At 51.6% G+C, this 23,174-nt stretch carries 21 protein-coding genes; 13 read left to right on the top strand and 8 right to left on the bottom strand.

The genetic code is table 11. From position 1 onward, the window contains the following. Nucleotide 1: 1 nt before the first annotated feature. From HZU75_RS03210 to HZU75_RS03200, 3 genes are all read right to left on the bottom strand, one after another. Nucleotides 2-205, bottom strand: a complete 204-nt coding sequence (locus HZU75_RS03210) for a zinc-finger domain-containing protein (protein WP_180307758.1) — start codon at nt 203-205, stop codon at nt 2-4. Between the two features lie 154 nt (nt 206-359). After that, nucleotides 360-1,280, bottom strand: a complete 921-nt coding sequence (locus tag HZU75_RS03205; RefSeq protein ID WP_180307757.1) for a branched-chain amino acid transaminase — start codon at nt 1,278-1,280, stop codon at nt 360-362. A 174-nt stretch (nt 1,281-1,454) separates the two neighbouring features. Next, nucleotides 1,455-2,321: a LysR family transcriptional regulator gene (locus tag HZU75_RS03200; RefSeq protein WP_180307756.1), complete on the bottom strand. Its 867-nt coding sequence runs from the start codon at nt 2,319-2,321 to the stop codon at nt 1,455-1,457. A gap of 107 nt (nt 2,322-2,428) precedes the next feature. On the opposite strand from HZU75_RS03200, the gene HZU75_RS03195 reads away from it, so the two are divergent. From HZU75_RS03195 to HZU75_RS03180, 4 genes are all read left to right on the top strand, one after another. After that, nucleotides 2,429-2,728, top strand: coding sequence for a hypothetical protein (locus tag HZU75_RS03195; RefSeq protein WP_180307755.1), 300 nt, complete (start codon nt 2,429-2,431; stop codon nt 2,726-2,728). Next, complete coding sequence (locus HZU75_RS03190) at nt 2,725-2,901, top strand: hypothetical protein (RefSeq protein WP_180307754.1); 177 nt, start codon at nt 2,725-2,727, stop codon at nt 2,899-2,901. The genes HZU75_RS03195 and HZU75_RS03190 overlap by 4 nt, the downstream gene beginning before the upstream one ends. Nucleotides 2,902-3,036: 135 nt before the next feature. Then, entirely contained in the window at nt 3,037-3,915 is an 879-nt protein-coding gene (gene htpX, locus HZU75_RS03185; RefSeq protein WP_180307753.1) for a protease HtpX, read from the top strand. A gap of 286 nt (nt 3,916-4,201) precedes the next feature. Then, complete coding sequence (locus HZU75_RS03180; protein WP_180307752.1) at nt 4,202-5,773, top strand: methyl-accepting chemotaxis protein; 1,572 nt, start codon at nt 4,202-4,204, stop codon at nt 5,771-5,773. Between the two features lie 45 nt (nt 5,774-5,818). On the opposite strand, the gene HZU75_RS03175 is transcribed toward HZU75_RS03180, so the two are convergent. Both HZU75_RS03175 and rlmD read right to left on the bottom strand, forming a co-directional pair. Beyond that, on the bottom strand, nt 5,819-6,979 hold the full coding sequence (locus HZU75_RS03175) for a glycoside hydrolase family 18 protein (RefSeq protein ID WP_180307751.1): 1,161 nt from the start codon (nt 6,977-6,979) through the stop codon (nt 5,819-5,821). Between the two features lie 228 nt (nt 6,980-7,207). Then, on the bottom strand, nt 7,208-8,515 hold the full coding sequence (rlmD, locus tag HZU75_RS03170) for a 23S rRNA (uracil(1939)-C(5))-methyltransferase RlmD (protein ID WP_180307750.1): 1,308 nt from the start codon (nt 8,513-8,515) through the stop codon (nt 7,208-7,210). Between the two features lie 97 nt (nt 8,516-8,612). Here rlmD and HZU75_RS03165 point away from each other — a divergent pair, with 97 nt between their 5' ends. The 4 genes from HZU75_RS03165 to HZU75_RS03150 all read left to right on the top strand — a co-directional run bounded on the left by HZU75_RS03165 (nt 8,613) and on the right by HZU75_RS03150 (nt 13,170). Continuing rightward, nucleotides 8,613-11,219 carry a hybrid sensor histidine kinase/response regulator gene (locus HZU75_RS03165; RefSeq protein ID WP_180307749.1) on the top strand — a complete coding sequence of 869 codons (2,607 nt, stop codon included), beginning with the start codon at nt 8,613-8,615 and terminating at the stop codon, nt 11,217-11,219. A 128-nt stretch (nt 11,220-11,347) separates the two neighbouring features. Continuing rightward, on the top strand, nt 11,348-12,235 hold the full coding sequence (locus tag HZU75_RS03160) for a DMT family transporter (protein WP_180307748.1): 888 nt from the start codon (nt 11,348-11,350) through the stop codon (nt 12,233-12,235). 12 nt (nt 12,236-12,247) lie between these two features. After that, the gene (locus tag HZU75_RS03155) at nt 12,248-12,766 is read left to right on the top strand and encodes a bifunctional adenosylcobinamide kinase/adenosylcobinamide-phosphate guanylyltransferase (protein WP_180307747.1); all 519 of its coding nucleotides are present in this window, start codon (nt 12,248-12,250) and stop codon (nt 12,764-12,766) included. 2 nt (nt 12,767-12,768) lie between these two features. Continuing rightward, nucleotides 12,769-13,170 (top strand): energy transducer TonB, encoded by a 402-nt coding sequence (locus tag HZU75_RS03150; protein ID WP_180307746.1) that lies wholly within the window; start codon nt 12,769-12,771, stop codon nt 13,168-13,170. A 68-nt stretch (nt 13,171-13,238) separates the two neighbouring features. Here the strand turns inward: HZU75_RS03150 and aqpZ are convergent, their stop codons facing one another. Both aqpZ and hisC read right to left on the bottom strand, forming a co-directional pair. Then, nucleotides 13,239-13,943, bottom strand: coding sequence for an aquaporin Z (aqpZ, locus tag HZU75_RS03145; protein WP_180307745.1), 705 nt, complete (start codon nt 13,941-13,943; stop codon nt 13,239-13,241). A gap of 169 nt (nt 13,944-14,112) precedes the next feature. After that, nucleotides 14,113-15,168 (bottom strand): histidinol-phosphate transaminase, encoded by a 1,056-nt coding sequence (gene hisC / locus HZU75_RS03140; protein WP_180307744.1) that lies wholly within the window; start codon nt 15,166-15,168, stop codon nt 14,113-14,115. A 313-nt stretch (nt 15,169-15,481) separates the two neighbouring features. Between hisC and HZU75_RS03135 the strand changes: the two genes are divergently transcribed. Then, nucleotides 15,482-18,946: a pyruvate carboxylase gene (locus tag HZU75_RS03135; RefSeq protein ID WP_180307743.1), complete on the top strand. Its 3,465-nt coding sequence runs from the start codon at nt 15,482-15,484 to the stop codon at nt 18,944-18,946. A gap of 88 nt (nt 18,947-19,034) precedes the next feature. Then, nucleotides 19,035-19,517 (top strand): free L-methionine (R)-S-oxide reductase MsrC, encoded by a 483-nt coding sequence (gene msrC, locus HZU75_RS03130; RefSeq protein ID WP_180307742.1) that lies wholly within the window; start codon nt 19,035-19,037, stop codon nt 19,515-19,517. A gap of 8 nt (nt 19,518-19,525) precedes the next feature. Here the strand turns inward: msrC and HZU75_RS03125 are convergent, their stop codons facing one another. Next, nucleotides 19,526-19,738, bottom strand: a complete 213-nt coding sequence (locus HZU75_RS03125; protein ID WP_180307741.1) for an FmdB family zinc ribbon protein — start codon at nt 19,736-19,738, stop codon at nt 19,526-19,528. A gap of 144 nt (nt 19,739-19,882) precedes the next feature. Here HZU75_RS03125 and HZU75_RS03120 point away from each other — a divergent pair, with 144 nt between their 5' ends. The 3 genes from HZU75_RS03120 (at nt 19,883) to HZU75_RS03110 (ending at nt 22,969) form a co-directional block, all read left to right on the top strand. Next, on the top strand, nt 19,883-21,586 hold the full coding sequence (locus HZU75_RS03120) for a sensor histidine kinase (RefSeq protein ID WP_180307740.1): 1,704 nt from the start codon (nt 19,883-19,885) through the stop codon (nt 21,584-21,586). Continuing rightward, on the top strand, nt 21,586-22,305 hold the full coding sequence (gene btsR / locus HZU75_RS03115) for a two-component system response regulator BtsR (RefSeq protein WP_228028178.1): 720 nt from the start codon (nt 21,586-21,588) through the stop codon (nt 22,303-22,305). Before HZU75_RS03120 ends, btsR begins: the two co-directional genes overlap by 1 nt. A 124-nt stretch (nt 22,306-22,429) precedes the next feature. Next, nucleotides 22,430-22,969 carry a GNAT family N-acetyltransferase gene (locus HZU75_RS03110; protein ID WP_180307739.1) on the top strand — a complete coding sequence of 180 codons (540 nt, stop codon included), beginning with the start codon at nt 22,430-22,432 and terminating at the stop codon, nt 22,967-22,969. Nucleotides 22,970-23,174: the final 205 nt, after the last annotated feature.

The raw sequence follows: 23,174 nt of genomic DNA, 5'->3' as shown, positions 1-23,174 counted from the left end.
TTTAGTGACCTTTGATCACTTCACCTTCTTTTAATTTGTAGTGCGTACCGCAGTAAGGGCATTGTGCTTTGCCGGTTTTCGCAATATCGAGGAAAACGCGTGGGTGCGAATTCCATTTCAACATATTGGGCATCGGACAGTGCAAAGGCACGTCGTGGGCGGTGACTTCGATTTCTTTTTGTGTGTTTTCAACTAAGCTCATCATTCTCTCCAATTTAATATTGGGTACTCTAGTGGGTATATCGCTGAAGCTCAATCCAGAGTTTTGCTATCGCTATATACCCTAGTGGCTGGACGAAATGGCATTGCTCAATTTTGTCAATCACAATGCCGAATTCGAGTCGCGCAGCCGCTTGGATTTATACCAACGTCAACCAGTCTTCGTGTTTTGGATCTAGGCCTTTTACGCAATCAAAGTAACGCTTCTGCAAACGCTCAGTCACTGGGCCACGCGTGCCTGCGCCGATTGGGCGGTTGTCCAGTTCGCGGATTGGCGTTACTTCTGCGGCTGTGCCGGTGAAGAATGCTTCGTCAGCAGTGTAAATTTCATCGCGCGTAATGCGTTTTTGTACGACTTTGAAGCCTTCTTCTTCAGCTAGCGTCAACACAGTATTGCGTGTGATGCCGTCCAAGCAAGACGCAACATCCGGCGTGTAGATCACGCCTTTTTTCACGATAAACAGGTTTTCACCCGCGCCTTCCGAGGCGTAGCCGTCGGTGTCGAGCAACAGCGCTTCATCGTAACCATCGGCCGCCGCTTCTTGGTGCGCCATGATCGAGTTGATGTAGTAACCGCTGGCTTTGGCTCGCACCATCGACACATTCACATGGTGACGGGTAAAGCTCGAAGTTTTTACGCGGATGCCTTTGGTCAGGCCGTCTTCACCCAAATACGCGCCCCAAGGCCATGCCGCCACGATGGTGTGGATAGTGTTGTTGGTGGCGGCGATACCGAGCTTTTCACTGCCAATGAATGACAATGGGCGCAGGTAGCAAGATTTCAGCTTGTTTTCGCGTACGACGGTTTTTTGCGCTTCGTTCAGCTCTTCGGCGGTATAGCCAATATTCATTTGGAAAATTTTAGCTGAATTGAGCAGACGTTCAGTGTGGTCTTGCAGGCGGAAGATCGCAGTGCCTTTTGGCGTTTCGTAGGCACGAACACCTTCAAACACGCCCATGCCGTAATGCAAGGAATGCGTGAGGACGTGGGTCGTCGCATCGCGCCAATCCACCAGTTTGCCATCGTACCAAATGACGCCGTCGCGATCTGCCATTGACATGCTGCTCTCCTGCCTAGTGCTTATATTCGGGAAAACGGCGATTGTAACCGAAAATAGGCGACTAGATGAGTGCCGCCAGCGAGATTTGTCACCCTCTGCGGTGTGAAGCGGAAAGTTTCACAAAATCAAGGCCAACTGGCGTGCTTGGCAGGCACTTGCGGCGCTTACGCGGGCTTATTGTTCCAGTAGCCTTGCAATGGCGGGATGGACAATTTTTTTCGGGCTATAGATCGCATGGTACTGAGCCACTACACCTGATAAATGCCCTAATGAAACTAAATCTTTGCTGGGTATTGGTTTGGAGGATATGACAGGGCTTGGGTAGAGGCCGATACCTGTCTTGGCAAAGGTATGCATTAATGCACTGTCAGAAAACTCGCCAACAATATCCGGTTGAATATGGTGCTCGGCAAACCAGACGTCCAGCAGTAGACGCAGTGCTGAATTACGGGTGGGTAATAATAGTGGAGCACCATTTAATTGCTGTGGAAAATCATCTTGATAGCGCGCCACCAGCTCGGGAGTGCCCAGCAGCATTATTGGCGCGTACACCAAGGCGTGACTTTGCAGGCGCAGCGACTCGGCCTCGGTCACGGTACGATCTGCTAATACCAGATCGAGTTGATGTAAGGCCAACTTAGCACTGAGTTCATCCAGACTGCCGTCAATGCAGACTAGCTTCACCGTGGCATCACACAGTGGTGCGAGCAGCTGTTGTGCAATTGATTTAGGAATTGCATCCACGATACCAATATTGAGCCGGGCGCGCAGGCTGTCACCGCGCTCCATCGCCTGTTGCAGCTCCTTGCCCAGCATAAAAATCTGGTCGGCGTAATGCAGCATGGTGCGGCCAGCTTCAGTGAGCTGCAGGGTTCGGCCTACCTGATTAAATAAACTTTGCCCGATGTCTTGTTCGAGCAAACTGATTTGTCCGCTGATAGTTTGTGCCGTAATGCCGAGTTTGCGGGCTGCGGCGCTAATACCGCCTTCTTTGGCGACCACCCAAAAATAGTGCAGATGTTTGTAGTTGAGCGCAGACATAGTGATAGTTCGAGAAAAACTGACGATCACTCAATGTAAGCCTGATGTTGGAAGCTGTAAAGCCCGTTTATGCTTGGTGAATCATAAGAAGGAAGAGAGTTGAAAAAATGTACTTGCCTGTGTGGATGGAAACTTGGTGGTTTGCGCTGTTGTGCCTTGGGGCATTCGCTGCGATGTGGTATTTGGTTTATTACAACCCCGGTGCGCAAACGTATTGGGAGCGATTGCCAACACGCAAGCAATATTTGCTTAAACATCCCGATTGTCAGCGTGGTGAAGATATCGCGTGTTGTCACTGTGGCTCGATCGTTAAACTCGACCTCGGTTTATTGCAATATTGGGATTGGCGTCGCCAGATGATGTGCCGGAATTGCAAAAATCTACTTTGGCGGGAACAGGATCAATGAGCAAATGGTTAAGTCTGGCTTGGGTACTCGATTATTTTTCAGTGTCCAGTTGGCTTTCTTCGATGTTCAATCGCTTACCATGCTTGCAAAATCGTGTTCACGCCCAAATGACTGAAGTTGAATATCGTCAATGGCATCCCGATTTAGTGAATAACAAAGGCATTTCTTGTTAGTAATGCGGTGGAACTGAGCGACAAGAGATGACTCTAAGCACGAAACAAGGTGGCGTTCATGCGCAAGGTGCAAAAGCATACTGTGGCGTAGGGCGACTACCTTATAATGATTGAAATTTTACTAAGGAGTGAAACGTGAAACGGACGATACTGTTAATCGCTACCAATATTGCCATCATGGTGGTGTTGGGGATTGTGGTTAGTGTGCTGGGCCTAAACCGCTTTATGAGTGCCAATGGTTTGAATTTACCGATGTTGCTGATGTTTGCAGCGGTCATGGGGTTTGGTGGTGCGTTTATTTCTCTGGCCATGTCGAAAACCATGGCTAAATGGAGCACTGGTGCACAGGTGATCGAGCGCCCGCGCAATCAGGACGAGCAATGGTTATTTGATACCGTGGCGCGTTTGGCGCAACGCGCGCAAATTGCGATGCCAGAGGTGGCAATTTACGAAGGCGAGCCCAACGCGTTTGCGACTGGCCCGAGCAAAAATAACTCGCTGGTGGCGGTTTCGACAGGTTTGCTCTACAGCATGACGCATCGCGAAATTGAAGCGGTGCTGGCCCACGAAGTGGCACACGTGAAAAACGGCGATATGGTCACACTAACGTTGATTCAAGGTGTGGTGAATACATTCGTGTTCTTCTTGGCGCGCGTTGTTGGTTATCTGGTTGATTCCTTCCTGAAACGCGACAACGAAGAATCATCCGGTCCCGGCATCGCCTACATGATCACCGTGGTTATCTGTGACATCGTGTTCGGTATTTTGGCGAGCGTAATCGTGATGTACTTCTCGCGCCAACGTGAGTTCCGCGCTGATGCCGGTGCTGCGCAATTGATGGGTGATGCTGCACCAATGGTAGATGCCTTGCGCCGCTTGGGCGGGATGACGCCAAGTGCGCTGCCAAGTAATATGGCGGCATCGGGGATTTCGAACAAATCAGGCTGGAGTTCGCTATTTAGCTCACACCCATCCATGGAAGAGCGGATCGCTGCCTTGCAAACAATGCGTTAATTTGCCGCTTTGAAACTAAAGTCATCAGGGTATTGCTTCGACAGGGGCAATACCCTTTTTTTGTGCGCCGTATGCATAGCAAAGACACGTAAAGGCGGTTGTGCAATATGGTCTAGGTGGTATTGCATTGAATGTAAATGAAATATTGATATCTAAGGCGATACTGTATGGGGGTATTTGCTGATGTGGATTATTTTGCCTTGATGACAACAGGATGACTTTTAATATTTCGGTAATCTTGCAAGTCTAAAGTCTGCCTATCACAAGTTATTGAGGTGGGCCCCAAATGAAAATTGCAGCACAGCTTAAATTGGGCAGTGTGCTTACCGGGCTTGCCCTAGGTGTAGCCGTTTTGCTTGCAGCGTGGAATCTGCAGCGATTGCGAGATAGTTTTGATCATTACCGTGTTGCACGGCAAACTGCTGCGCAGTTGGTAGCGCTCAAAGTCAATATGCTCACGATGTCGCGGCTGGATGTAATGCAGCCAGATATTGTGCAGCAGCTGGATCAATACGATAAAACGATTGCCACCGAAAGTGCGGCACTCAGCATGCCCACTGCCGAGCAAACCGAATTTAAACAACTAATGGCTGAGCACTGGGCACGCTACCTGACCCAGTTTCGTAGTGCGGTGGTTATCGCTGAAAACTCCCCCGATGATGCAATTGCTATTCCAGAGCAAATTTATCGCAATGATCTCTCGCCTTTGCTGGCCGCTCTGGAAAAATTCAGTAGTACCGAATCCACACGTGCCAGTACAGCTGAAGCTAATTTTGAGCGCGAGGTTAGCCAGGCTTTATGGTGGGTGCTGATCCCGCTATTGCTGGCGGGCGGCATGATTATGAGTATGTCTATTCTGTTTGCTCGTCGCTTGAAGGCCAGCATGTATGAGATGGAGCAGGTTGCTCAACGTTTGCACGCGGGGGATCTCACCATGCGGATGCCTGAGCGCGCGGATGAATTGGGCGAGTTGGGTAAGGCGATTAACCACTTTTTACTGCAGCTGATGCAGGTACTCTCGCAGGCCAAAGCCGCAGCGCAGCATACGCGGCGTGATGCAGTCCATATCACTGAGCTAGCGAATCAAGCGGCGCGCAATATGGTTGAGCAATCACAGCGGGTTAATGAAATCAGTAATGCGACACATGAAATGACCGAAACCGTGCACTACGTGGGCGAGTTGGCACAAGCCGCTGCCATCGCCGCAGGGCAAGCGAAAGCGGCCACCAAAGAAGCTGATCAGGCCGGAATGACCACGGTGCAAAACCTGCAAGCCTTGTCCGTGCATTTTGCTTCCGTTGAAAATGCAATGAATGAGCTGGGCCAATCATTTGGCAAAATTGTGACCGTGAGCGGCACGATTAAAGATATTGCAGATCAAACCAATTTGCTGGCGCTCAATGCCGCGATTGAAGCGGCGCGTGCCGGTGAACATGGCCGCGGTTTTGCCGTGGTGGCCGATGAAGTGCGCAAACTGGCGCAAAGTACCAGCGATTCGACACGCACCATCGCGCAGATTCTTGACGGCACCCGCCAATCGACTGAGCAAACTGGCAAGGCGGTACATGCCGCTGGGCAGTATTTGTCGGCGTGTAATCGGGATGGTGAAATTGTAGCGGTGGCGCTGAACCGGATTCATGGCATTAGCGAGATGGTGGCGGAGAAGATGAACGGTATTGCCACCACGGTGGATCAGCAAAGTCGCGCCGCCAGTGCGATTAATCAACAACTGGGTGATATCGCTCACGGACTAAACCAAACATCGCAGAGCAGCAATAGCATTACCCAAGATATGCGGCAATTGCAGGACGTGGCTAATCAATTGGATGTCAGCATGGCCAAGTTGCGCACTCAATAAATATCGTTTGGGCCAAGATAGCAAAAGGCCCCGAGGGGCCTTTTGCTATTTGAGCTGCTTGACCAAGCTATTGAGTAATGTTGCTTGGGCGTCGTCCTGAGTGAGCTCCCAAATCATGATCCCGCCCAGTTTATTTTGTTTTACAAACTTGACCTTTTCAGCCAACGAAGCTGGATCATCATAGGAGATCAGCTCTTTTTTCCCTGCGTGATAGAGGTAGGGTGAGTTGCCCGATTCCGCGCTGCGATAGGCTTTCCATCCCGTTGCTTTAGCGTATTTGGTCTGAAAATCGGCCCAGCTGGCAACGCCCGCTTCCGGCTCATCTTTCAATCCGGGCCCATTCATACTTTGGACGAGGCCATCGCCGTTGGGGCCAGCTTCAACATTACCTAAACCGCGGACATAAAAAGGGACACCCAGCATCAATTGGCTAGGTTTGGCGCCTTGCGCGATAAAATAATCCACTGCCTTACTGCTAGATAAGATCTGGCCATCCGGGTCATTGGGTACGCTATGCAAACTGGCTTGCAGTGTGGCTGTTTTGCTCCAACCGCCGCTACGATCATAAGCCATTAGATTCACCCAATCGAGCACAGGTAGCGCGTTTTTCAGATCATAGCCTTGCATCACCCAGCCCCCGTTATTGGCCGGAACTGCAATACTGAGCACGTATTTTTGCTTATCTGCTTTGCCGGCGGCATCCAAACCTTGGCGTAAATCGCGTAGCAGACTAACCCAGTTTTGCAGGTCAGCCGCACTGGCATCGGCGGCGTAATCACCGCCAGTGACTGGGTGTTCCCAATCCAGATCTAGGCCAACGCACTGGCTGCTACGCATAATGCCAATGGCAGATTTAACCAATTTGGCGCGGCCCGCTTCGGTTTGTGCTGTTTTGGCGATGTTTTTGGAGCCAGTCCAGCCACCGATGGCCCACATGCAATTGAAGTTGCTGGTTTTACGTGCCTTCGCAAAATGACTTTGCCAGAGTTCAGCCCCGGCTTTGGCCGTTGGCGAGAGAAAAGCTTCGCCATTGGCATTGACTTCAATGAAAGACAAAATGCCGTAATTGAGTTTTCCCAGTTGTGGCCCAAACTGAGCGACCACATTGGCTTCACGCCAGGTGGGCAGATAGGAGATGAGTTTTTCGTTGGCCAATAAGGGCTGACTGAGCAATATAGCAGCGATGCTAAGCTGTTTGATGGACATGATTTAACCTTGAGGGTTTGCGGTGTTGCCAGTATACGGTCGCACTGGCGTTGCACCCATGTCCGAATTTTTGTCGATGTTGTCTTAATTTTTGGTCTTAGGGTATGTTTATTTTTCCTATGTTTGCATTGGTCTTTCTTCATATACCCCTCATTTTCTTGCAGTCAATTTTCAGAGAGGATAAAAAAAGACACACCGAAGTGTGTCTTTTTGAGGCGTGCAGCCTGCTTATTCTTTCTCAAACCAAGCAATGCTTTCTACGTGTGCTGTATGCGGGAACATGTTAATAATCCCGGCCGATTTGAGTGTATAGCCTTTGACGTTGACCAATACATTGGCATCGCGCGCGAGGGTAGAGGGGCTACAGGAAACATAAATAATCCGTTTGGGCCCAGTTTCTGCAGAAATGGCATTACACAATGAAATTGCGCCATCGCGTGGCGGATCGATCAGCATTTTGTCAAAGTGGCCGAGCTTTTCCAGCCATTCTGGGTTCATATCGAACAAGTTGGCGACGGTAAAATCGGTAAGGTGATCCAGACCGTTGTGCTTGGCGCTCTCAAAAGCACGCTCAACCAGCTGCTGGCTGCCTTCCATGCCCAAGACGCTGGCGCCGCTGCGGGCGATTGGCAAGGTGAAGTTGCCCAAGCCGCAGAACATATCGGCAATGCGCTCGCCCGGCTGAGGGTCAAGCATTTTAACCGCGCGCTCCACCATCACCCGATTAATGCCGTGGTTGACCTGAGTAAATTCAGTCGGTTTGAACGGCATTTCGATATTGAATTCGGGCATCAGATACGTCAGTTTGGGCGCATCGAGCGGGTAGAGCGGATAGGCGGTGTCCGGGCCTTTGGGCTGCAACCAAATTTGTACTTTCCACTGATCGGCGTAGGCTTTGAATAGCTCGAAGTCCGCATCATTGATCTCTTCCATATTGCGGAACACCAGCACGGTTACATTTGCGCCAACGGCTAGCTCAATCTGTGGCATGCGATCAAAGATCGACAATTGTTTTACCAGCTCGCGCAGTGCAGGCAATTGCGCCGATACATGCGGCGGCAAGATATGGCATTCGCTCATATCGGCAATAAAGCTGCTGCGCTTTTCATGAAAGCCGACTAACACCGTGCCTTTTTTTGCCACATTTTTGGCCGACAAACGCGCACGGTGACGATAGCCCCACGCTGGGCCGTAAATTGCTGGCAGCATCGATTGTGGTGCTACGTGGCCGATGCGATTTAGATTATCTTCCAGAACCCGTTGCTTGGCGGCAACCTGTGCGCCAAATTCCATGTGTTGTAATGAACAGCCACCACAGACACCATAATGCGGACATTTTGGTTTTACACGCATAAAGCTGTCATTATGTATGCTTGTGGCTTGCGCGTTTTCAAAGGTTGGCTTTTTGCGGTAACTACTGTACGTCGCAGTTTCAAACGGCAAAGCGCCATCAATAAAAATCGTTTTGCCGTCCACATGGGCAATTCCGTAGCCTTCGTGGCTCAAAGATTCAATGAGTGCAGTAGGGTTGTTCATCTTGATTCATTGTGATTAGGCGATTTAGCAGGCAATTATAACTGACCCGCGCAGTTGCGCCCATGCTCTGCAATATTCGGAAATTTAGGTTGTTTTCATGAAGCTCGAATCGGTACTCCAATTATCCGCCTTACTGAGCACCCACACTTGGGATGCATTTGCCGAGCAATTGGTCGGTGCCGTACGTGATTCATTTGATGCCAAACGCACATTCTTGATTTTGCCCGCTGAAGACCGGCAAACGTTGCAGGTGCATGCGCAAGCAGTGATCGGATTGCGACCTTTATGCTTTGCTGAGCCGCAAAGCCCAGAGGCATTTTTTGGTTTAGCCGTCGAAGAGATGCATTGGCAACTACGGGAGCCTGCCTTATCGGTACGGCCAGTCGATTTTCAGGTGCAAGATATCTGGGAAGTGGAGGGCGATTGTATTCCCGAGCTGGTGCGCTGGATTTTGCCGCTGGAATATCACGGCAAATTGATTGCCATGCTCTACGTTGAATTGTCCGATGTGTTGCGCTTGAAATCATATCTGGAAACTGCAGCTTTTCGGGTTGAATGCGAAGCGTTAGCTGGCATGCTGGCTGATCGGATAGAGGCCCTGCTTACCGGTGGCGAGGTCGAGCGCGATGAGATGACGCGCCGCCTGCAAAATAGCCTGCAGCGGGCTGAAGAATATCGTGAGTTACTACAAAAACTTCATGAAGTAACGCTGCGCCTGACGCAAACCCCAGATCTGGATAGCCTGCAGCGTGAATCAGTACGAGCGGCCATTACTGATTTGGGGATTGATCGGCTTGGTTTATTTGCGGTAGACCATGATAAAGGTCTAATGCTGGGTACTTATGGCACCAATAATGATGGCGAATTAACCGACGAGCATTGGTATAGCGCCAACATTCCGCAGCATCAGATTTTTATGGCCGCAGCCGAAAAACCGGGCGAGGTGATCGTCAAAGAAGACGCACCGATTTATTACAATAAAGTTGTTGTGGGGCGCGGCTGGAATTCGCTGGTTGGCTTATACGCCGATGGTAAACATCTGGGCTGGATGGCCGCAGATAATTTTTTGCGCCGTCGCACCTTAATGCCTTATCAACGCGAAGTGATGAAGCTGTTTGCCGCGATTGTGGCGCAATTAATTCGCGCCAAGCAGGTGCAGCAGGAAATGCATTTACTCAATGCACGTCTGTCACAACAAACCGCCGCCTTGGCACACGCTAAAGATCAGGCCGAGGCTGCGAGCCGCGCCAAATCCGATTTTCTAGCCACCATCAGCCATGAAATTCGCACGCCGCTCAATGGCGTATTGGGTTTTGCACAATTGCTGGGCGATACCGCGCTCAATAAAGAGCAACACGAATACGTTAGCAATATCCGCAAATCGGGCGACTCGCTGGTGCTGTTGGTTAATGATCTACTCGATTACTCGAAAATTGAGGCCGGCAAGTTCGAACTTAACCCTGATTTTTTCAATTTGCAGGAAGTGCTCGAAGACTCCTGCAGCATGCTGGCCTCGCGTGCGGTTGAGCGGCGTATTGAGCTGGTGCTCGATATTGCGCCGGTGTTCCCCGTGCGCTATTTCGGTGATGGTTTACGCATCAAGCAGGTAATGGTGAATCTGATCTCCAATGCGCTGAAATTTACCGAGCAGGGTGGTGTTTATTTGAGTGCCACCGTGCAGGGCGACGCGATTGAGCTACGCATTCGCGACACCGGCATCGGTATTAGCAAAGCGCAGCAGGCGCTGTTGTTTCAGCGCTTTTATCAGGCTGATTCAGGCTCGACGCGCCGCTATGGTGGGACCGGCTTAGGCTTGGCAATTTGCAAATTATTACTTGAGTTAATGGGCGGCTCGATCGCGGTGGAATCCGAGTTGGGTCAAGGCTCGTGCTTTGTGGTGCGCTTGCCGATTGGCGTCGATGACACAATACGACAACGCGTCTTGCCAACCTTGGCGTGCCTAGCGAATAAACGCTTGGCCTTGCTGGGTTTACCTAATTGGAGCCAGCCGTGGATCAAGCGGCTGTTGGCCGCCTCGCAAGTGCAATGGCTTGATCTGGAACACGCTAGTCTCGATCAAGCTGATGTGATCATTATTGATGAAGATGCCAGCACGCCGTCAACACTGGCTATAAATGCGCCAATGCTGGTGCTAGGCTGGCAAGCGAATCCACCCGCCGACGGTGGTGGCAAGAAGGCCTTTTTGGCCAAGCCAGCGCTCAGCGAAATTGGTCTGATTCGCGGGCTAAAAAAACTACTGGAAATTCAGCCAACCGCAGCGCCTTTACCAGTGAATCAGGTGCGTTTCAAAGGGCATATTCTGGTAGCTGAAGACAACCCGATGAATCAACGCGTGGTCAGTGCGTTTTTACGCAAGCTCGGTTGTACGGTCAAAATTGCCCACAGCGGCAAAGACGCCGTCGAGATGACGCAAACCGGTGAGTTTGATTTGATTCTGATGGATTGGCAGATGCCCGAAATGGATGGCATTGAGGCCACACGCATACTGCGCAGCCAGCCGCAATTTCAGACTCTGCCGATTATTGCACTGACTGCCAATGCGTTTGAAAGCAGCGAGGAGCAATGTCTGGCGGCAGGCATGGATGGCTTTTTAGCCAAGCCGTTAGAGTTTGCCCGCTTGCAAGATTTGCTGGCGTATTATCTGGTCGAGTGCGATGACGACGAGTCGTGTTTGCAAAATTAAGCTCTGTTAATGTTGCTTGAGCTGATCGCCAAGCTCAACTGAGTCTAGCTATTGGGGAAAATAGCGGGCGGTGCTCGCGATCAGTTCCGGTATGCTAGCCGTCTATCGATTTTTTCCTTGTGTGCCGCATGAAACCCACTTTGAAAGGCCATTTATTGGTGCTGTTTTGCGTCTTGGTTTGGGGCGTAACATTCGTATCGACCAAACTGCTGCTTGAGCTGCGCACACCGGTTGAAATTGCATTCGATCGCTTTGTGCTGGCTTTTTTGGTGCTGTGTGCACTGCACCCCAAATTTAAATGGCAATCATGGCGTACCGAGCTACAGTTTTTTGGCTTAGGGCTCTGCGGCGTGACCTTGTATTTCCTTACTGAAAATTATGCCCTGCAATTTACGCAGGCCTCCAATGTTGGCTTGCTAGTGTCGTCCGCGCCACTGCTGACCGCGATTTTTTCGCACTACATCACGCATGACGAACAGCTGAGCTTGCGCTTTGCAATCGGCTCGCTGATTGCGCTCTTGGGTGTGGCGGTGGTGATGTTCAATGGCTCGGTGATTTTGCAGCTTAATCCTTTGGGCGATATTTTGGCTCTGCTCGCTGGTGCTGCATGGGCGCTGTATTGCCTGCAATTGCGCAAAATCGGCGCGCGCTTTGGCTATCTGTATCTAACGCGGCAAGTGTTTTTTTATGGCCTGATCACGATGTTGCCCGCGCTGTGGTGGAGTCATTACCGCCTTGATCTGGGGCTATGGCTCAAGCCTATGCAGGGCGGCAATATGGTTTTTCTGGGCGTCATTGCCTCGGCGCTGTGTTATGTGGCGTGGAATAAAGCCGTTGGACTGATCGGTGCGGTGAAGGCCAGCAATTATATTTATCTGATTCCGCTGGTGACTTTGATCACCGCCGTGCTGGTGCTGGGCGAAAAGCTAACCGTAGTTGGGGCCGTGGGTGCCGCACTGATTTTATTTGGGGTATATTTCGCTGAACATGGTTTGAAATTGCCTTCAAGCAAATAGGTGGGGCAGTATATGAAGCTAATCGTCGTAACTGGTGCACAAAAAAGCGGCAAAAGCCGCTACGCCGAGCAACGTGCGCTGGTGCTGTCCGAGCGCCCTGCTTATCTAGCCACTTCGCGGGTGTGGGACGATGATTTCGCGCAGCGCATCGCGCGCCACCAAGCCGAGCGCGACGAGCGTTGGGTCAATTTAGAGCAAGAAGTCGATCTGGCCGCGCACGGCTTTAGCGGCGAGGTGATCGTGCTCGATTGCATTACGCTCTGGCTGACCAATTTATTTACCGATTGCCAATATGATAGAGATGCCACGCTCGTTGAGGCCAAGCAGCGCTGGCAACAATTTGCCGCGGTCACGCCACAAACGGTGATCGCAGTCGGCAATGAAATCGGCTGGAGCCTGCACGCCGAAACCCAAATGGGCCGGCATTTTGTCGATCTGCACGGCAGCATGATGCAACACCTCGCCGCACAAGCCGATGAAGTGGTGCTGATGGTGGCCGGGTTGCCGATGGTGGTGAAAGGCGGTGCTTGAGGATGAAGCAAAGCTATCAAATTGCGCTTAGCGGCTACCTTCTACTCTCTGGTTTTGTGTTCGCCGGCGAGGGACACAAAATGCTCTTTAAGCCGATGAGCAATGAAATAGTTGTGGAGCGGACGGCTCCTAAGCCAGTTTATCCCGCTATATCACGGGACTTAGGTGAGGCTGGAACTGTTCAATTGCTGTTGATTGTTGGTGAGGATGGGGCTGTAATAGAGACTCAAATTCTTTCTGCTTCTTTTCCCCGACTGGGCAAAGCTTGTGCTCAAGCGATGGGGCGAATGCGCTTTGTGCCAATCGTTCGTAATGACACTACATACCGGTTTCAAACTAGCATTAAATGCAGTTTCCGCCTTGAAGCTGCAGCTTCAGAGGCTTCTTCAGTTGCATCGAAATAGTTTGAAATGGCGCTATTGTGCAAAAAAAACCGTGCATTAAAGCACGGCTTTTTCGTTGGCTCATTCAATTAATTTGCTTTAAGTGAGCAAACCAAGCATTTGTACGCAACCCCCGCCAGTGCTGCACCAATCAGCGGCGCTACCCAGAACAGCCATACTTGTGACAAGGCTGCTGTATCGGCAAACAAGGCCACGGCCAAACTACGCGCAGGGTTGACCGATGTGTTGCTGACCGGGATCGAGATCAGGTGAATCAGCGTTAAGCCCAAGCCAATGGCGATGGGGGCAAAGCCTGCAGGTGCGCGGCTATCTGTGGCACCCAAGATAATCAGCAAAAACATAAAGGTCATGACGATTTCGCATACCAGTACTGCGGTGAGCGAAAAGCCGCCGGGTGACAGGGCATCAAAACCATTGCTGGCAAACCCGCCAGCCACAAAACCGGCTTTACCCGAAGCGATCAGATACAAAACTGCTGCACCGGCAATGCCGCCCAATACTTGGGCAATCACGTAAGGAATTAGCTCTTTGGCTGGGAAACGCCCGCCCACGAGCAGTCCTAATGATACTGCCGGGTTTAAGTGGCAGCCTGAAATATGGCCAATCGCATAGGCCATGGTGAGCACGGTAAGACCAAACGCTAACGATACACCCACAAAGCCAATGCCTAACTCGGGAAACGCGGCGGCCAATACTGCGCTACCGCAACCCCCTAATACCAGCCAAAACGTGCCGATAAATTCGGCCGCTAGTTTATTTTTTAGTGCAAACATATTGCCCCCTGTTGTGTGTCGAAAAAAAAGCCATTGCTGAGCCGGTACATATTGGCTCATGGCAATGGCATTTATATTACATGTGTTGCAAGTAGGTCTAAAGTGAAGATTTGGTTTTTAGGGTGCCAAAATTTACTTCGACTATGACGTCAGCTAGGGTATAAGGTACTTAGGCGATAATTTCTCGCAAGGCCTGAACCAGCGCGGCACATTCTGCATCAGTACCGATTGAGATTCGCAAGAATTGCTCAATGCGTGGTGATTTAAAATGGCGCACTAAAATGGCACGCTCACGTAAAGCCTGCGACAATTGCGCTGCATCATGCTTAGGGTGACGGGCAAAAACAAAGTTTGCGTTTGATGGCAGCACTTCAAAACCCAAAGCACTTAGCTGTGTGCTAAGGGTATCTCGGCTAGAGTTAATCGCCGCGCAGGTTTGCTGGAAATACTCCTTGTCTTCAAACGCAGCCACAGCACCAGCCAATGCCACGCGATCAAGCGGATACGAATTAAAGCTGTTTTTCACCCGCTCCAAACCCGCAATCAAATCTGGGTGGCCTACGGCAAAACCCACTCGCAAGCCGGCTAATGAACGCGATTTAGACAAAGTCTGCACCACCAGCAGATTGTCATAGCGCTTAATCAAGCTGATTGCACTTTCTCCGCCAAAATCAACATAAGCTTCATCCACAACCACAACTTGATCTGGGTGTGTTTGCAATAAAGCCTCAATGGCCGCTAGTGGCAATAAAATCCCTGTGGGTGCATTTGGATTAGGGAAAATAATGGCGCCACCGTCCGTGTAATCAGCGGTGTCAATTTCAAACGCAGCGTTGAGCGGTACTGTGCGGTAGTTGATATCGTATAAGCCGCAGTACACCGGATAAAAGCTATAGCTGATATCAGGAAATAACAGTGGTTTGTCGTGCTTGAGGAGTGCTTGGAAGGTATGCGCTAGAACCTCATCGGAGCTATTACCCACAAACACCTGTGCTCGTTCGAGTCCATGATAGGCCGCAATTGCGTCTTTGAGGACATCACCATTTGGGTCTGGATACAGGCGTAAATGATCATTCACCGCCGCTTGCATCGCGGCTATCGCTTTGGGCGACGGGCCATACGGGTTTTCGTTGGTGTTAAGTTTGATCAGATTCGTGATCTTTGGCTGTTCACCCGGCGTGTACGGGGTGAGGCTGTGAACTACTGGACTCCAAAAGCGGCTCATGGCGATGATCTTTAGTGAGTTGGTCGTGAAAAATAATAAATTTGATTCTACCAATACCCGCTGCGTTTGGGCGGCTTGCTGCAGAAATTAGTTCGGCAGCATTGGCTGCGGTGCTGATGGCGTAATTTGGGTTTTTTATTACGTTGACATTGCGGCATTTAAAATAGAATGCTCAGCCTGTCGTCAAGTCGGGCGACGAATGTGACATAACGTATCGTTGCCTTTTCTAATGCAACGACAGCGCATTTTTTAGCCTGTTTTGCTGATTTTTACGGCAGAATAGGGGAAATCCTGAATGTATTCCGAGCTTGCCATGAAAAAGATTCGCAAAATCCTCGTTGCCAACCGTTCCGAAATCGCCATTCGGGTGATGCGTGCTGCGTCCGAAATGGGCATTGCAACGGTGGCAATTTACGCGCGTGAAGATCGTTTTGCGCTGCATCGCTTTAAAGCAGACGAAAGTTATTTGGTCGGCGACGGCCAAAAACCGATTGCGGCGTATTTAGATATCGAGAGTATTTTGCAAGTCGCCAAAGCGGCAGGTGTGGATGCGATTCACCCCGGCTATGGTTTTCTATCGGAAAACCCAGATTTTGCCGAAGCCTGTGAGCGCGAAGGCATTCAGTTTATCGGCCCACGTGCGGATGTGATGCGCACTTTGGGCAATAAAGTAGCCGCGCGTAATGCTGCCGTGGCTGCTGGTGTACCGGTGATGCCCGCGACAGCACCATTACCTAGCGATATGGATGAATGTTTGGCGATGGCCGCAGCGGTCGGCTACCCACTGATGCTCAAGGCGAGCTGGGGCGGCGGTGGCCGCGGTATGCGTGTAATCGAAAGTGCGGACGATTTGCCCGCCAGTATTGCCACCGCGCGCAGCGAAGCTCTCGCAGCGTTTGGTAACGATGAGGTTTACTTAGAAAAACTGGTGCGCCGCGCGCGCCACGTTGAAGTGCAATTGCTCGGCGATAAGCACGGTAATTTGGTACACCTGTTCGAGCGCGACTGTACGATCCAGCGCCGCAACCAGAAAGTCGTCGAGCGTGCGCCAGCACCTTATCTGAATGACGAGACGCGCAGCGAGCTGTGTAACGCCGCGCTGCGTTTAGGTCAAGCAGTGGGGTATAGCCACGCAGGCACCGTCGAATTTCTGATGGACGCAGATACTGGCAAGTTTTACTTTATCGAAGTGAACCCGCGTATTCAGGTTGAGCACACGGTAACCGAGCAAGTCACCGGCGTTGATATTGTTAAAGCGCAGATTCGCGTGACCGCTGGTGCCAAGCTCACCGACCCTGAAACCGGCGTGCCAGCGCAAGCCGATTTGCGTCTCAGCGGCCATGCGATTCAGTGCCGTGTTACGACGGAAGACCCGGAAAACAATTTCGTTCCCGATTATGGCCGCTTGACTGCGTATCGCAGCCCCGCTGGTTTTGGGATTCGTCTGGATGCGGGTACCGCCTACGCTGGCGCAGTGATTACGCCGTATTACGATTCGCTGCTGGTTAAAGTGACTGCTTGGGCGGCGACGTCGCACGAGGCGGCGCACCGTATGGATCGCGCTTTACGCGAGTTCCGTATTCGCGGCCTGTCGACCAATTTGCTGTTCCTCGAAAACGTGATTAGCCATCCGCAATTCTTGTCGGGTGAGGCGATCACACGTTTTATTGATACGACGCCTGAGCTGTTTAAATTCCAGCACCGTCGCGATCGTGCTTCGCGATTGTTGCGCTTTATCGGCAATGTGGTCGTCAACGGTAATCCAGAAATGAAAGGCCGCAGCAAACCTGCGCTGCCCTTGTCTGAGCCGATCACGCCAAAAATCGTATTAAGCACCGAGATTCCACGCGGCACACGCGATATTTTGCTGGAACGCGGCGCGCAGGGTTTTGCCGATTGGATGAAAGCGCAGCCGCAAGTGCTGCTGACCGACACCACCATGCGCGACGCGCACCAATCGCTGTTTGCCACCCGGATGCGCACTCACGATATGGTCAAAATTGCGCCGCATTACGCGCGCATGTTGCCTAATTTGCTTTCGATGGAATGCTGGGGCGGCGCGACCTTTGACGTGGCGATGCGCTTTTTGAAAGAAGACCCGTTTGCGCGTCTGCGTGAATTACGTGCGGCAGTACCGAATGTGCCGTTCCAAATGCTGCTGCGTGCATCGAACGCCGTCGGATACACCAATTACCCCGATAACGTGGTGCGCTATTTTGTGCAGCAAGCGGCGCAAAACGGCGTCGATATTTTCCGCGTGTTTGACTCACTCAACTGGGTGGAAAACATGCGCGTTGCAATGGACGCGGTGATCGAAGCGGGCGGCGTGTGCGAAGGCACGATTTGCTACACCGGCGATTTATTCGATCCGGCGCGTAGTAAATACAACTTGGCCTACTACGTCAAAATGGCCAAAGAGCTCGAAAAAGCGGGCGCGCATGTACTCGGCATCAAAGACATGGCCGGTATCTGCCGCCCACGCGCCGCGTCGGCCTTGGTCAAAGCGCTCAAAGAAGAAGTCGGTTTGCCGATTCATTTTCACACGCACGACACCAGCGGTATCGCGGCGGCCAGTGTGTTGGCGGCGATCGAAGCGGGCGTTGATGCGGTTGATGGCGCGCTCGATTCAATGAGCGGCCTAACGTCGCAACCCAATTTGGGTGCGATTGTCGCGGCGCTGGAAGGCACTGAGCGCGCGCCAAATGTCGATTTGAACAATATGAAATCGCTGTCGACTTACTGGGAAGGCGTGCGCCGTTTCTACTCGCCGTTCGAAGCCGATATGCGCGCCGGTACGTCGGATGTATACCTGCACGAAATGCCGGGCGGCCAATACACCAATTTGCGCGAGCAAGCGATTGCGACGGGCTTGGAAGCGCGCTGGCCTGAAGTTTCCCGCGCCTACGCTGATGTAAACCGCGCGTTTGGCGATATTGTCAAAGTGACGCCAACGTCGAAAGTCGTCGGTGATATGGCGCTGTGGCTGGTGCTGAACGATTTAACCATGGCCGATGTTGAAAGCGCCGAGCGTGATTTTGACTTCCCAGAATCGGTGATTTCGCTGTTCAAGGGCGAGTTAGGCTTGCCACCAGATGGATTCCCAGTGGCGCTGCAAAGCAAAATCTTGAAAGGTGCTAAGCCGTTGACCGAACGTCCGGGCGCGAGCTTGCCACCCGCCGATTTGGAAGCCGTGCGTGCCGAGGCCGAGAAAGCCACGGGTCGCAAGATTAGCGACGCCGATCTGGCGTCGTACCTGATGTACCCGAAAGTATTCCGCGATTACGCCGAGCACGTGAGTCACTACGGCGATGTATCGAAGCTGGCAACGCCGGTGTTCTTCTACGGCTTGGCCGAACATGAAGAAGCAACGGTTGATCTGGAGCCGGGCAAGTCATTGATTATGACCTTACAAGGCCAGACCGAAGTGCCGAGCGATGGTGAAGTGAAAATCTTCTTCGAGCTCAACGGGCAGCCGCGTACAGTGCGCATTGCCAAACAGGCCAGCGAGGGCAAAGGTGAGGTGGCACGCGCCGCACATCAACGCGCCGAAGTCGGCAACCCGTTGCAAATCGGTGCGCCAATGCCGGGGATGATCGTGAATGTCGCCGTCAAAGCCGGTCAGCGCGTCGAGAAGGGCGATACCTTGCTGGCGATTGAAGCGATGAAAATGGAAACGGCGATCCGCGCTGACTTTGCTGCAACGGTAAAAGAAGTGCTGGTCAAACGCGGCTCAGCCGTGAAAGCCCACGATTTACTTGTGGTGCTAGAAGCGGTTTAATTTAACATCTTGATTCGCCCACAACGCCGACTCTCGCTATATAGGGTCGGCGTTGTTATTTGTACTGATTTGCGCACAAAGGCCCACCATGTTTGAAACTTCAGACCGCACCCACAACCCCGATTACGCTCAGCTTGAATTACAACTGGCCGCTTTGCTCGCTGGCGAGCGCAATTTCGTGACCAACGCCGCGCAATTTTCGGCGTTTATTTTTCAAACGCTGGCCGATTTAAATTGGGCTGGGTTTTATCTGGCGCAGGGTGAGCAACTGCTGCTCGGGCCATTTCAAGGCAAAGTGGCTTGCGTGCGCATTCCGTTTGGTCGGGGCGTGTGTGGCACGGCGGCAGCGCAGCGCCAAACCATCGTCGTTGCTGATGTGCATGCGTTTGATGGGCATATCGCCTGTGATTCTGCGTCGAATTCTGAAATCGTGCTGCCAGTGATGGCGGGCGAGCGTTTGCTGGGCGTGTTTGATATCGACAGCCCAGCGCTTAATCGCTTTAGCGAGGCTGACCGGATTGGGCTGGAACAATTAATTGCCTGCTTTGTGGCGAACACGGATTCGCTTTAATCTGATATTTAGTGCGTACAGCCAGGCCCGCATTGATGGGGGGTATTGCTGATAGGCGCTCTGTTGGACTTGCCTTTCAGAGCAATACCCACTGCACTCAGTTGTTTTTCATAGTTCGGCGCTTGGCATTGCGGGCAAATGCTTAAGGGGGTATCGCTCATTTTTTGTAAATGATCACCTTGGTGGCCGCATGTGCTGCAGCGGTAAGCATAAATTGGCATGTGCTTTCCTCTTTGGGATATAACTTTGGTGTGTTCAGCTTAACCCAGAAGTTGCGTTGAAAACAGCGTCGGGAAATCTTGGATGGCTTTGGCTTGGTAAATCCGATATAAGTGGTTTTTTTGCCATTTAGGCGTGGTTCAAACATGCTGAATCAGCAGCTTACCCTTGTGATGCTCTTGCTACAGCAAACCTGTGTTTTCCTAGTGATTGCTTGGTTATTGGCGCGCACGCCTTTATTTACGCCATTAATGCAGGTCACGATTCGGCTGCCGCATAAATTAACCTGCTACCTAGTGTTTTCTGGGTTTTGTATTTTGGGCACCTATTTGGGGCTCAAGGTGGATGAGTCGATCGCCAATATTCGCGCCATTGGCGCAGTATTAGGGGGCTTACTGGGCGGCCCGTCGGTGGGATTGGCGGTTGGGTTTACCGGCGGTTTTCATCGCTATACCTTGGGCGGCCCGACTGATGTCGCCTGCATGGTTTCAACGATTTGCGAAGGCTTGCTCGGCGGTGCGGTGCATCGTGTGTTGATTGGCCGTGGGCGGGTCGATTTATTGTTTCAGCCTATGCTGGTTGGCGTGGTGACGCTGGTGGCTGAAATGCTGCAAATGCTGATTATTTTGGCGCTGACCCGACCTTATAGCACGGCATTTTCTGTGGTTGATCACGTGGCTTTACCCATGTTGATCGCCAATACCATTGGCGCGGCCATGTTTATGCGGCTGCTATTGGATCGGCGTGCGTTGGCCGAGCAGTTTTCCAGTGCATTTTCCGCACATGCATTGCGGATCGCCGCCCGCACCGAGGGGGTATTGCGCGCCGGGTTTAACGAAGCAAATTCGATGAAAGTGGCTCGGATTATTTCCGAAGAAACCGGAGTGGGGGCGGTGGCGATTACCGACCGCGAAAAGCTGCTGGCCTTTACCGGTACTGGCTCTGATCACCATTTGCCGGGCACGCCAATTACCTCGCAGCATACCTTGGATGCGATTCGGGACAATCGCGTGGTGTACGCTGATGGCAATGAAATTGCGTATACCTGCTCAATCCACCCCGAGTGCAAATTGGGCTCAACGCTGGTGATTCCGTTGCAAGATGCTGATGATCAAGTGATTGGGACGATTAAGTTGTATGAACCCAAAGGGCGTTTATTTGCCAAGCTCAACCGCACGCTCGGTGAAGGCATCGCCAAATTGCTGTCGCGGCAAATCTTAACAGGGCGGATCGAAGCACAGCGTGCACTTTTGGCGCAGTCCGAGATTAAACTGCTGCACGCGCAAGTGAACCCGCACTTTTTGTTTAATGCGTTAAACACGCTGAATGCGGTAATTCGGCTTGACCCCGATCGCGCACGCACCTTGGTGCAGCATTTATCCACTTTTTTCCGCAAAAATCTCAAACGTCCCGATGAAATGGTGACTTTGGCCGATGAGCTTGATCATATCAACGCCTATCTACAAATCGAGCTGGCCCGTTTTGGAGATCGGCTCAAGGTGGCGGTTGAGATTGATAAGGCCTTTTTGCAAGTGCGCCTACCTGCGTTCTCTTTGCAACCCTTGGTGGAAAATGCAATCAAACATGGCACATCGCAGCAACTCGGTTTGGGGCAACTCAAGCTCTCGGCCGAGGCAGGCAGCAAGCCCAATACTCTACTGCTGCATGTTGAAGATAACGCTGGCTTGTTTGAACCTAGCCGAAAAAGTAGCGATGGTATGGGGATGAGTCTGGTTGATCGGCGCTTAAAAGCGCGCTTTGGCCCTGAATATGGCCTGAATGTGGATAAAGAGCCGGAGCTATTTACCCGCATAACCTTGATGCTGCCACTGACTGAGGAGCTTGCATAATGCGTGTGATATTGGTGGATGATGAACCCTTGGCGCGTGATGAGTTGCGCAATTTATTGCTGGCTGAAGGTATAGAAGTCGTTGGCGAAGCCAGCAACGCCATCGAAGGTATGCAGCAGATTAATCAGTCGCGCCCCGAAGTGGTGTTTCTGGATATCCAAATGCCAAGGATTTCTGGCTTAGAAATGGTCGCGATGCTCGACCCCGAACGTTTGCCTTTGATTGTGTTTGTGACTGCATTTGATGAGCATGCCGTCAAAGCCTTTGAGGAGCATGCGTTTGATTATTTGCTCAAACCCGTTGAGCAGGCACGTTTAAGCAAAACCTTAAGTCGGCTGCGTAAATCGATGGGCAGTACTCCGGATTACAGCGCCTTGGCGCCCCAACAATTACTCAAGCAACTACCGTGTCACCGGCATGACCGAATCGTCTTATTGCCGATCGACGACGTTGAATACGTCACCACGCGCCTATCGGGCGTGTATTTGATTACTCGTGATGGCGCTGAGCATTTCACCGAGCTAACACTCAAAACGTTGGAAGAGAAAACCAAGCTGTTACGCTGTCACCGGCAACATTTGGTTAATCCAGACCGAATTGCTGAAATCATCCACCAAGAGGGGGGCGGTGCTGATCTGCTGACCCGAGCGGGTTTAAATGTGCCTGTCAGTCGGCGTTTTCTCAAATCGGTGAAAGAGTTTCTTGGGGTATTGGTTTGAAGCCTAATTGATCATTGATCTAGATCTAGATACCCGCATTGAGCATGGCTAGACTGAGCCTTTCAAGCCGGCCGTGGCATCCATTTTATTGCGCGCCGCTATTTTTGAGAGTGAAAGGCTAACCATGCGCCCAAATCTGATTACCGAGCGCCTAAATCTGCGCTGTTTTACGCCGGATGATTTTGCCGCTTTGTATGCGCTGACTCGGCAAGCACAGATTACCGATATTTTGCCGGACTGGGCGATGACCGCCGAACAGTTACATGGTTATCTAGCCTGGTGGCAGGGCAATTACAGCGCTTTTAATCCGCAGCAACCTTTGTGGCTCTATGCGATCTGTCTTGCCGGTGATGGTGAGCTGATCGGTTGGGTGGGGTTGTGGGATAAAGAAGGGCTCAATTCGCCCTATCCTGAAGTGGCTTATGCTTTGTCGCGCGATTATCGTGGTAAGGGGTATGCAGCAGAGGCTGTTATCTGTGCTTGTGCTGAGCTATATACCCATTGCCCTGATCTGCCAGCTATTGTGGCCATTGTGAAAGAGTCCAATACCGCGTCACGCGCGGTTGTGCAACGAGCTGGTTTTCTGCCGAATGGAACCGTGGTCTTACCCGAAGAGGGTGAGTTTGATCTATTTATTCAGTTGCGCCCGCACACGGAAGTTTGATGGTGACGACCCATGCTTGCGGGCGCTGACGCGTGCGTCCACTCGCATAAGTCTGTGATCGAACACCATACACATTGGCAATATTTACATTTAATTTTGCTGCGCTAAATCAAATGAGCTGCCGCTCAATTTGATCTAGCAACCGCTTAATTGTGCCGACTGCCGCTTCCTGACTTTCTAACCCACTAGCTTGCTTGAGCCACCT

The organism is Chitinibacter fontanus (assembly GCF_013423785.1).
GTDB classification, from domain to species: domain Bacteria; phylum Pseudomonadota; class Gammaproteobacteria; order Burkholderiales; family Chitinibacteraceae; genus Chitinibacter; species Chitinibacter fontanus.
Note: the sequence above shows the minus strand (reverse complement) of the source record. Positions and strands in the feature narration are given on the sequence as shown.

Excerpts from the sequence above, each read along its gene's own strand:
- HZU75_RS03195 (WP_180307755.1), top strand. The coding sequence starts at position 2,429 with ATGTACTTGCCTGTGTGGATGGAAACTTGGTGGTTTGCGCTGTTGTGC.
- HZU75_RS03180 (WP_180307752.1), top strand. The coding sequence starts at position 4,202 with ATGAAAATTGCAGCACAGCTTAAATTGGGCAGTGTGCTTACCGGGCTT.
- msrC (WP_180307742.1), top strand. The coding sequence starts at position 19,035 with ATGTTTGAAACTTCAGACCGCACCCACAACCCCGATTACGCTCAGCTT.
- HZU75_RS03210 (WP_180307758.1), bottom strand. The coding sequence starts at position 205 with ATGATGAGCTTAGTTGAAAACACACAAAAAGAAATCGAAGTCACCGCC.
- HZU75_RS03125 (WP_180307741.1), bottom strand. The coding sequence starts at position 19,738 with ATGCCAATTTATGCTTACCGCTGCAGCACATGCGGCCACCAAGGTGAT.
- HZU75_RS03155 (WP_180307747.1), top strand. The coding sequence starts at position 12,248 with ATGAAGCTAATCGTCGTAACTGGTGCACAAAAAAGCGGCAAAAGCCGC.
- HZU75_RS03175 (WP_180307751.1), bottom strand. The coding sequence starts at position 6,979 with ATGTCCATCAAACAGCTTAGCATCGCTGCTATATTGCTCAGTCAGCCC.
- HZU75_RS03190 (WP_180307754.1), top strand. The coding sequence starts at position 2,725 with ATGAGCAAATGGTTAAGTCTGGCTTGGGTACTCGATTATTTTTCAGTG.
- hisC (WP_180307744.1), bottom strand. The coding sequence starts at position 15,168 with ATGAGCCGCTTTTGGAGTCCAGTAGTTCACAGCCTCACCCCGTACACG.
- btsR (WP_228028178.1), top strand. The coding sequence starts at position 21,586 with ATGCGTGTGATATTGGTGGATGATGAACCCTTGGCGCGTGATGAGTTG.
- HZU75_RS03205 (WP_180307757.1), bottom strand. The coding sequence starts at position 1,280 with ATGTCAATGGCAGATCGCGACGGCGTCATTTGGTACGATGGCAAACTG.
- HZU75_RS03165 (WP_180307749.1), top strand. The coding sequence starts at position 8,613 with ATGAAGCTCGAATCGGTACTCCAATTATCCGCCTTACTGAGCACCCAC.
- rlmD (WP_180307750.1), bottom strand. The coding sequence starts at position 8,515 with ATGAACAACCCTACTGCACTCATTGAATCTTTGAGCCACGAAGGCTAC.
- HZU75_RS03160 (WP_180307748.1), top strand. The coding sequence starts at position 11,348 with ATGAAACCCACTTTGAAAGGCCATTTATTGGTGCTGTTTTGCGTCTTG.
- HZU75_RS03150 (WP_180307746.1), top strand. The coding sequence starts at position 12,769 with ATGAAGCAAAGCTATCAAATTGCGCTTAGCGGCTACCTTCTACTCTCT.
- HZU75_RS03120 (WP_180307740.1), top strand. The coding sequence starts at position 19,883 with ATGCTGAATCAGCAGCTTACCCTTGTGATGCTCTTGCTACAGCAAACC.
- HZU75_RS03135 (WP_180307743.1), top strand. The coding sequence starts at position 15,482 with ATGAAAAAGATTCGCAAAATCCTCGTTGCCAACCGTTCCGAAATCGCC.
- HZU75_RS03200 (WP_180307756.1), bottom strand. The coding sequence starts at position 2,321 with ATGTCTGCGCTCAACTACAAACATCTGCACTATTTTTGGGTGGTCGCC.
- aqpZ (WP_180307745.1), bottom strand. The coding sequence starts at position 13,943 with ATGTTTGCACTAAAAAATAAACTAGCGGCCGAATTTATCGGCACGTTT.
- HZU75_RS03110 (WP_180307739.1), top strand. The coding sequence starts at position 22,430 with ATGCGCCCAAATCTGATTACCGAGCGCCTAAATCTGCGCTGTTTTACG.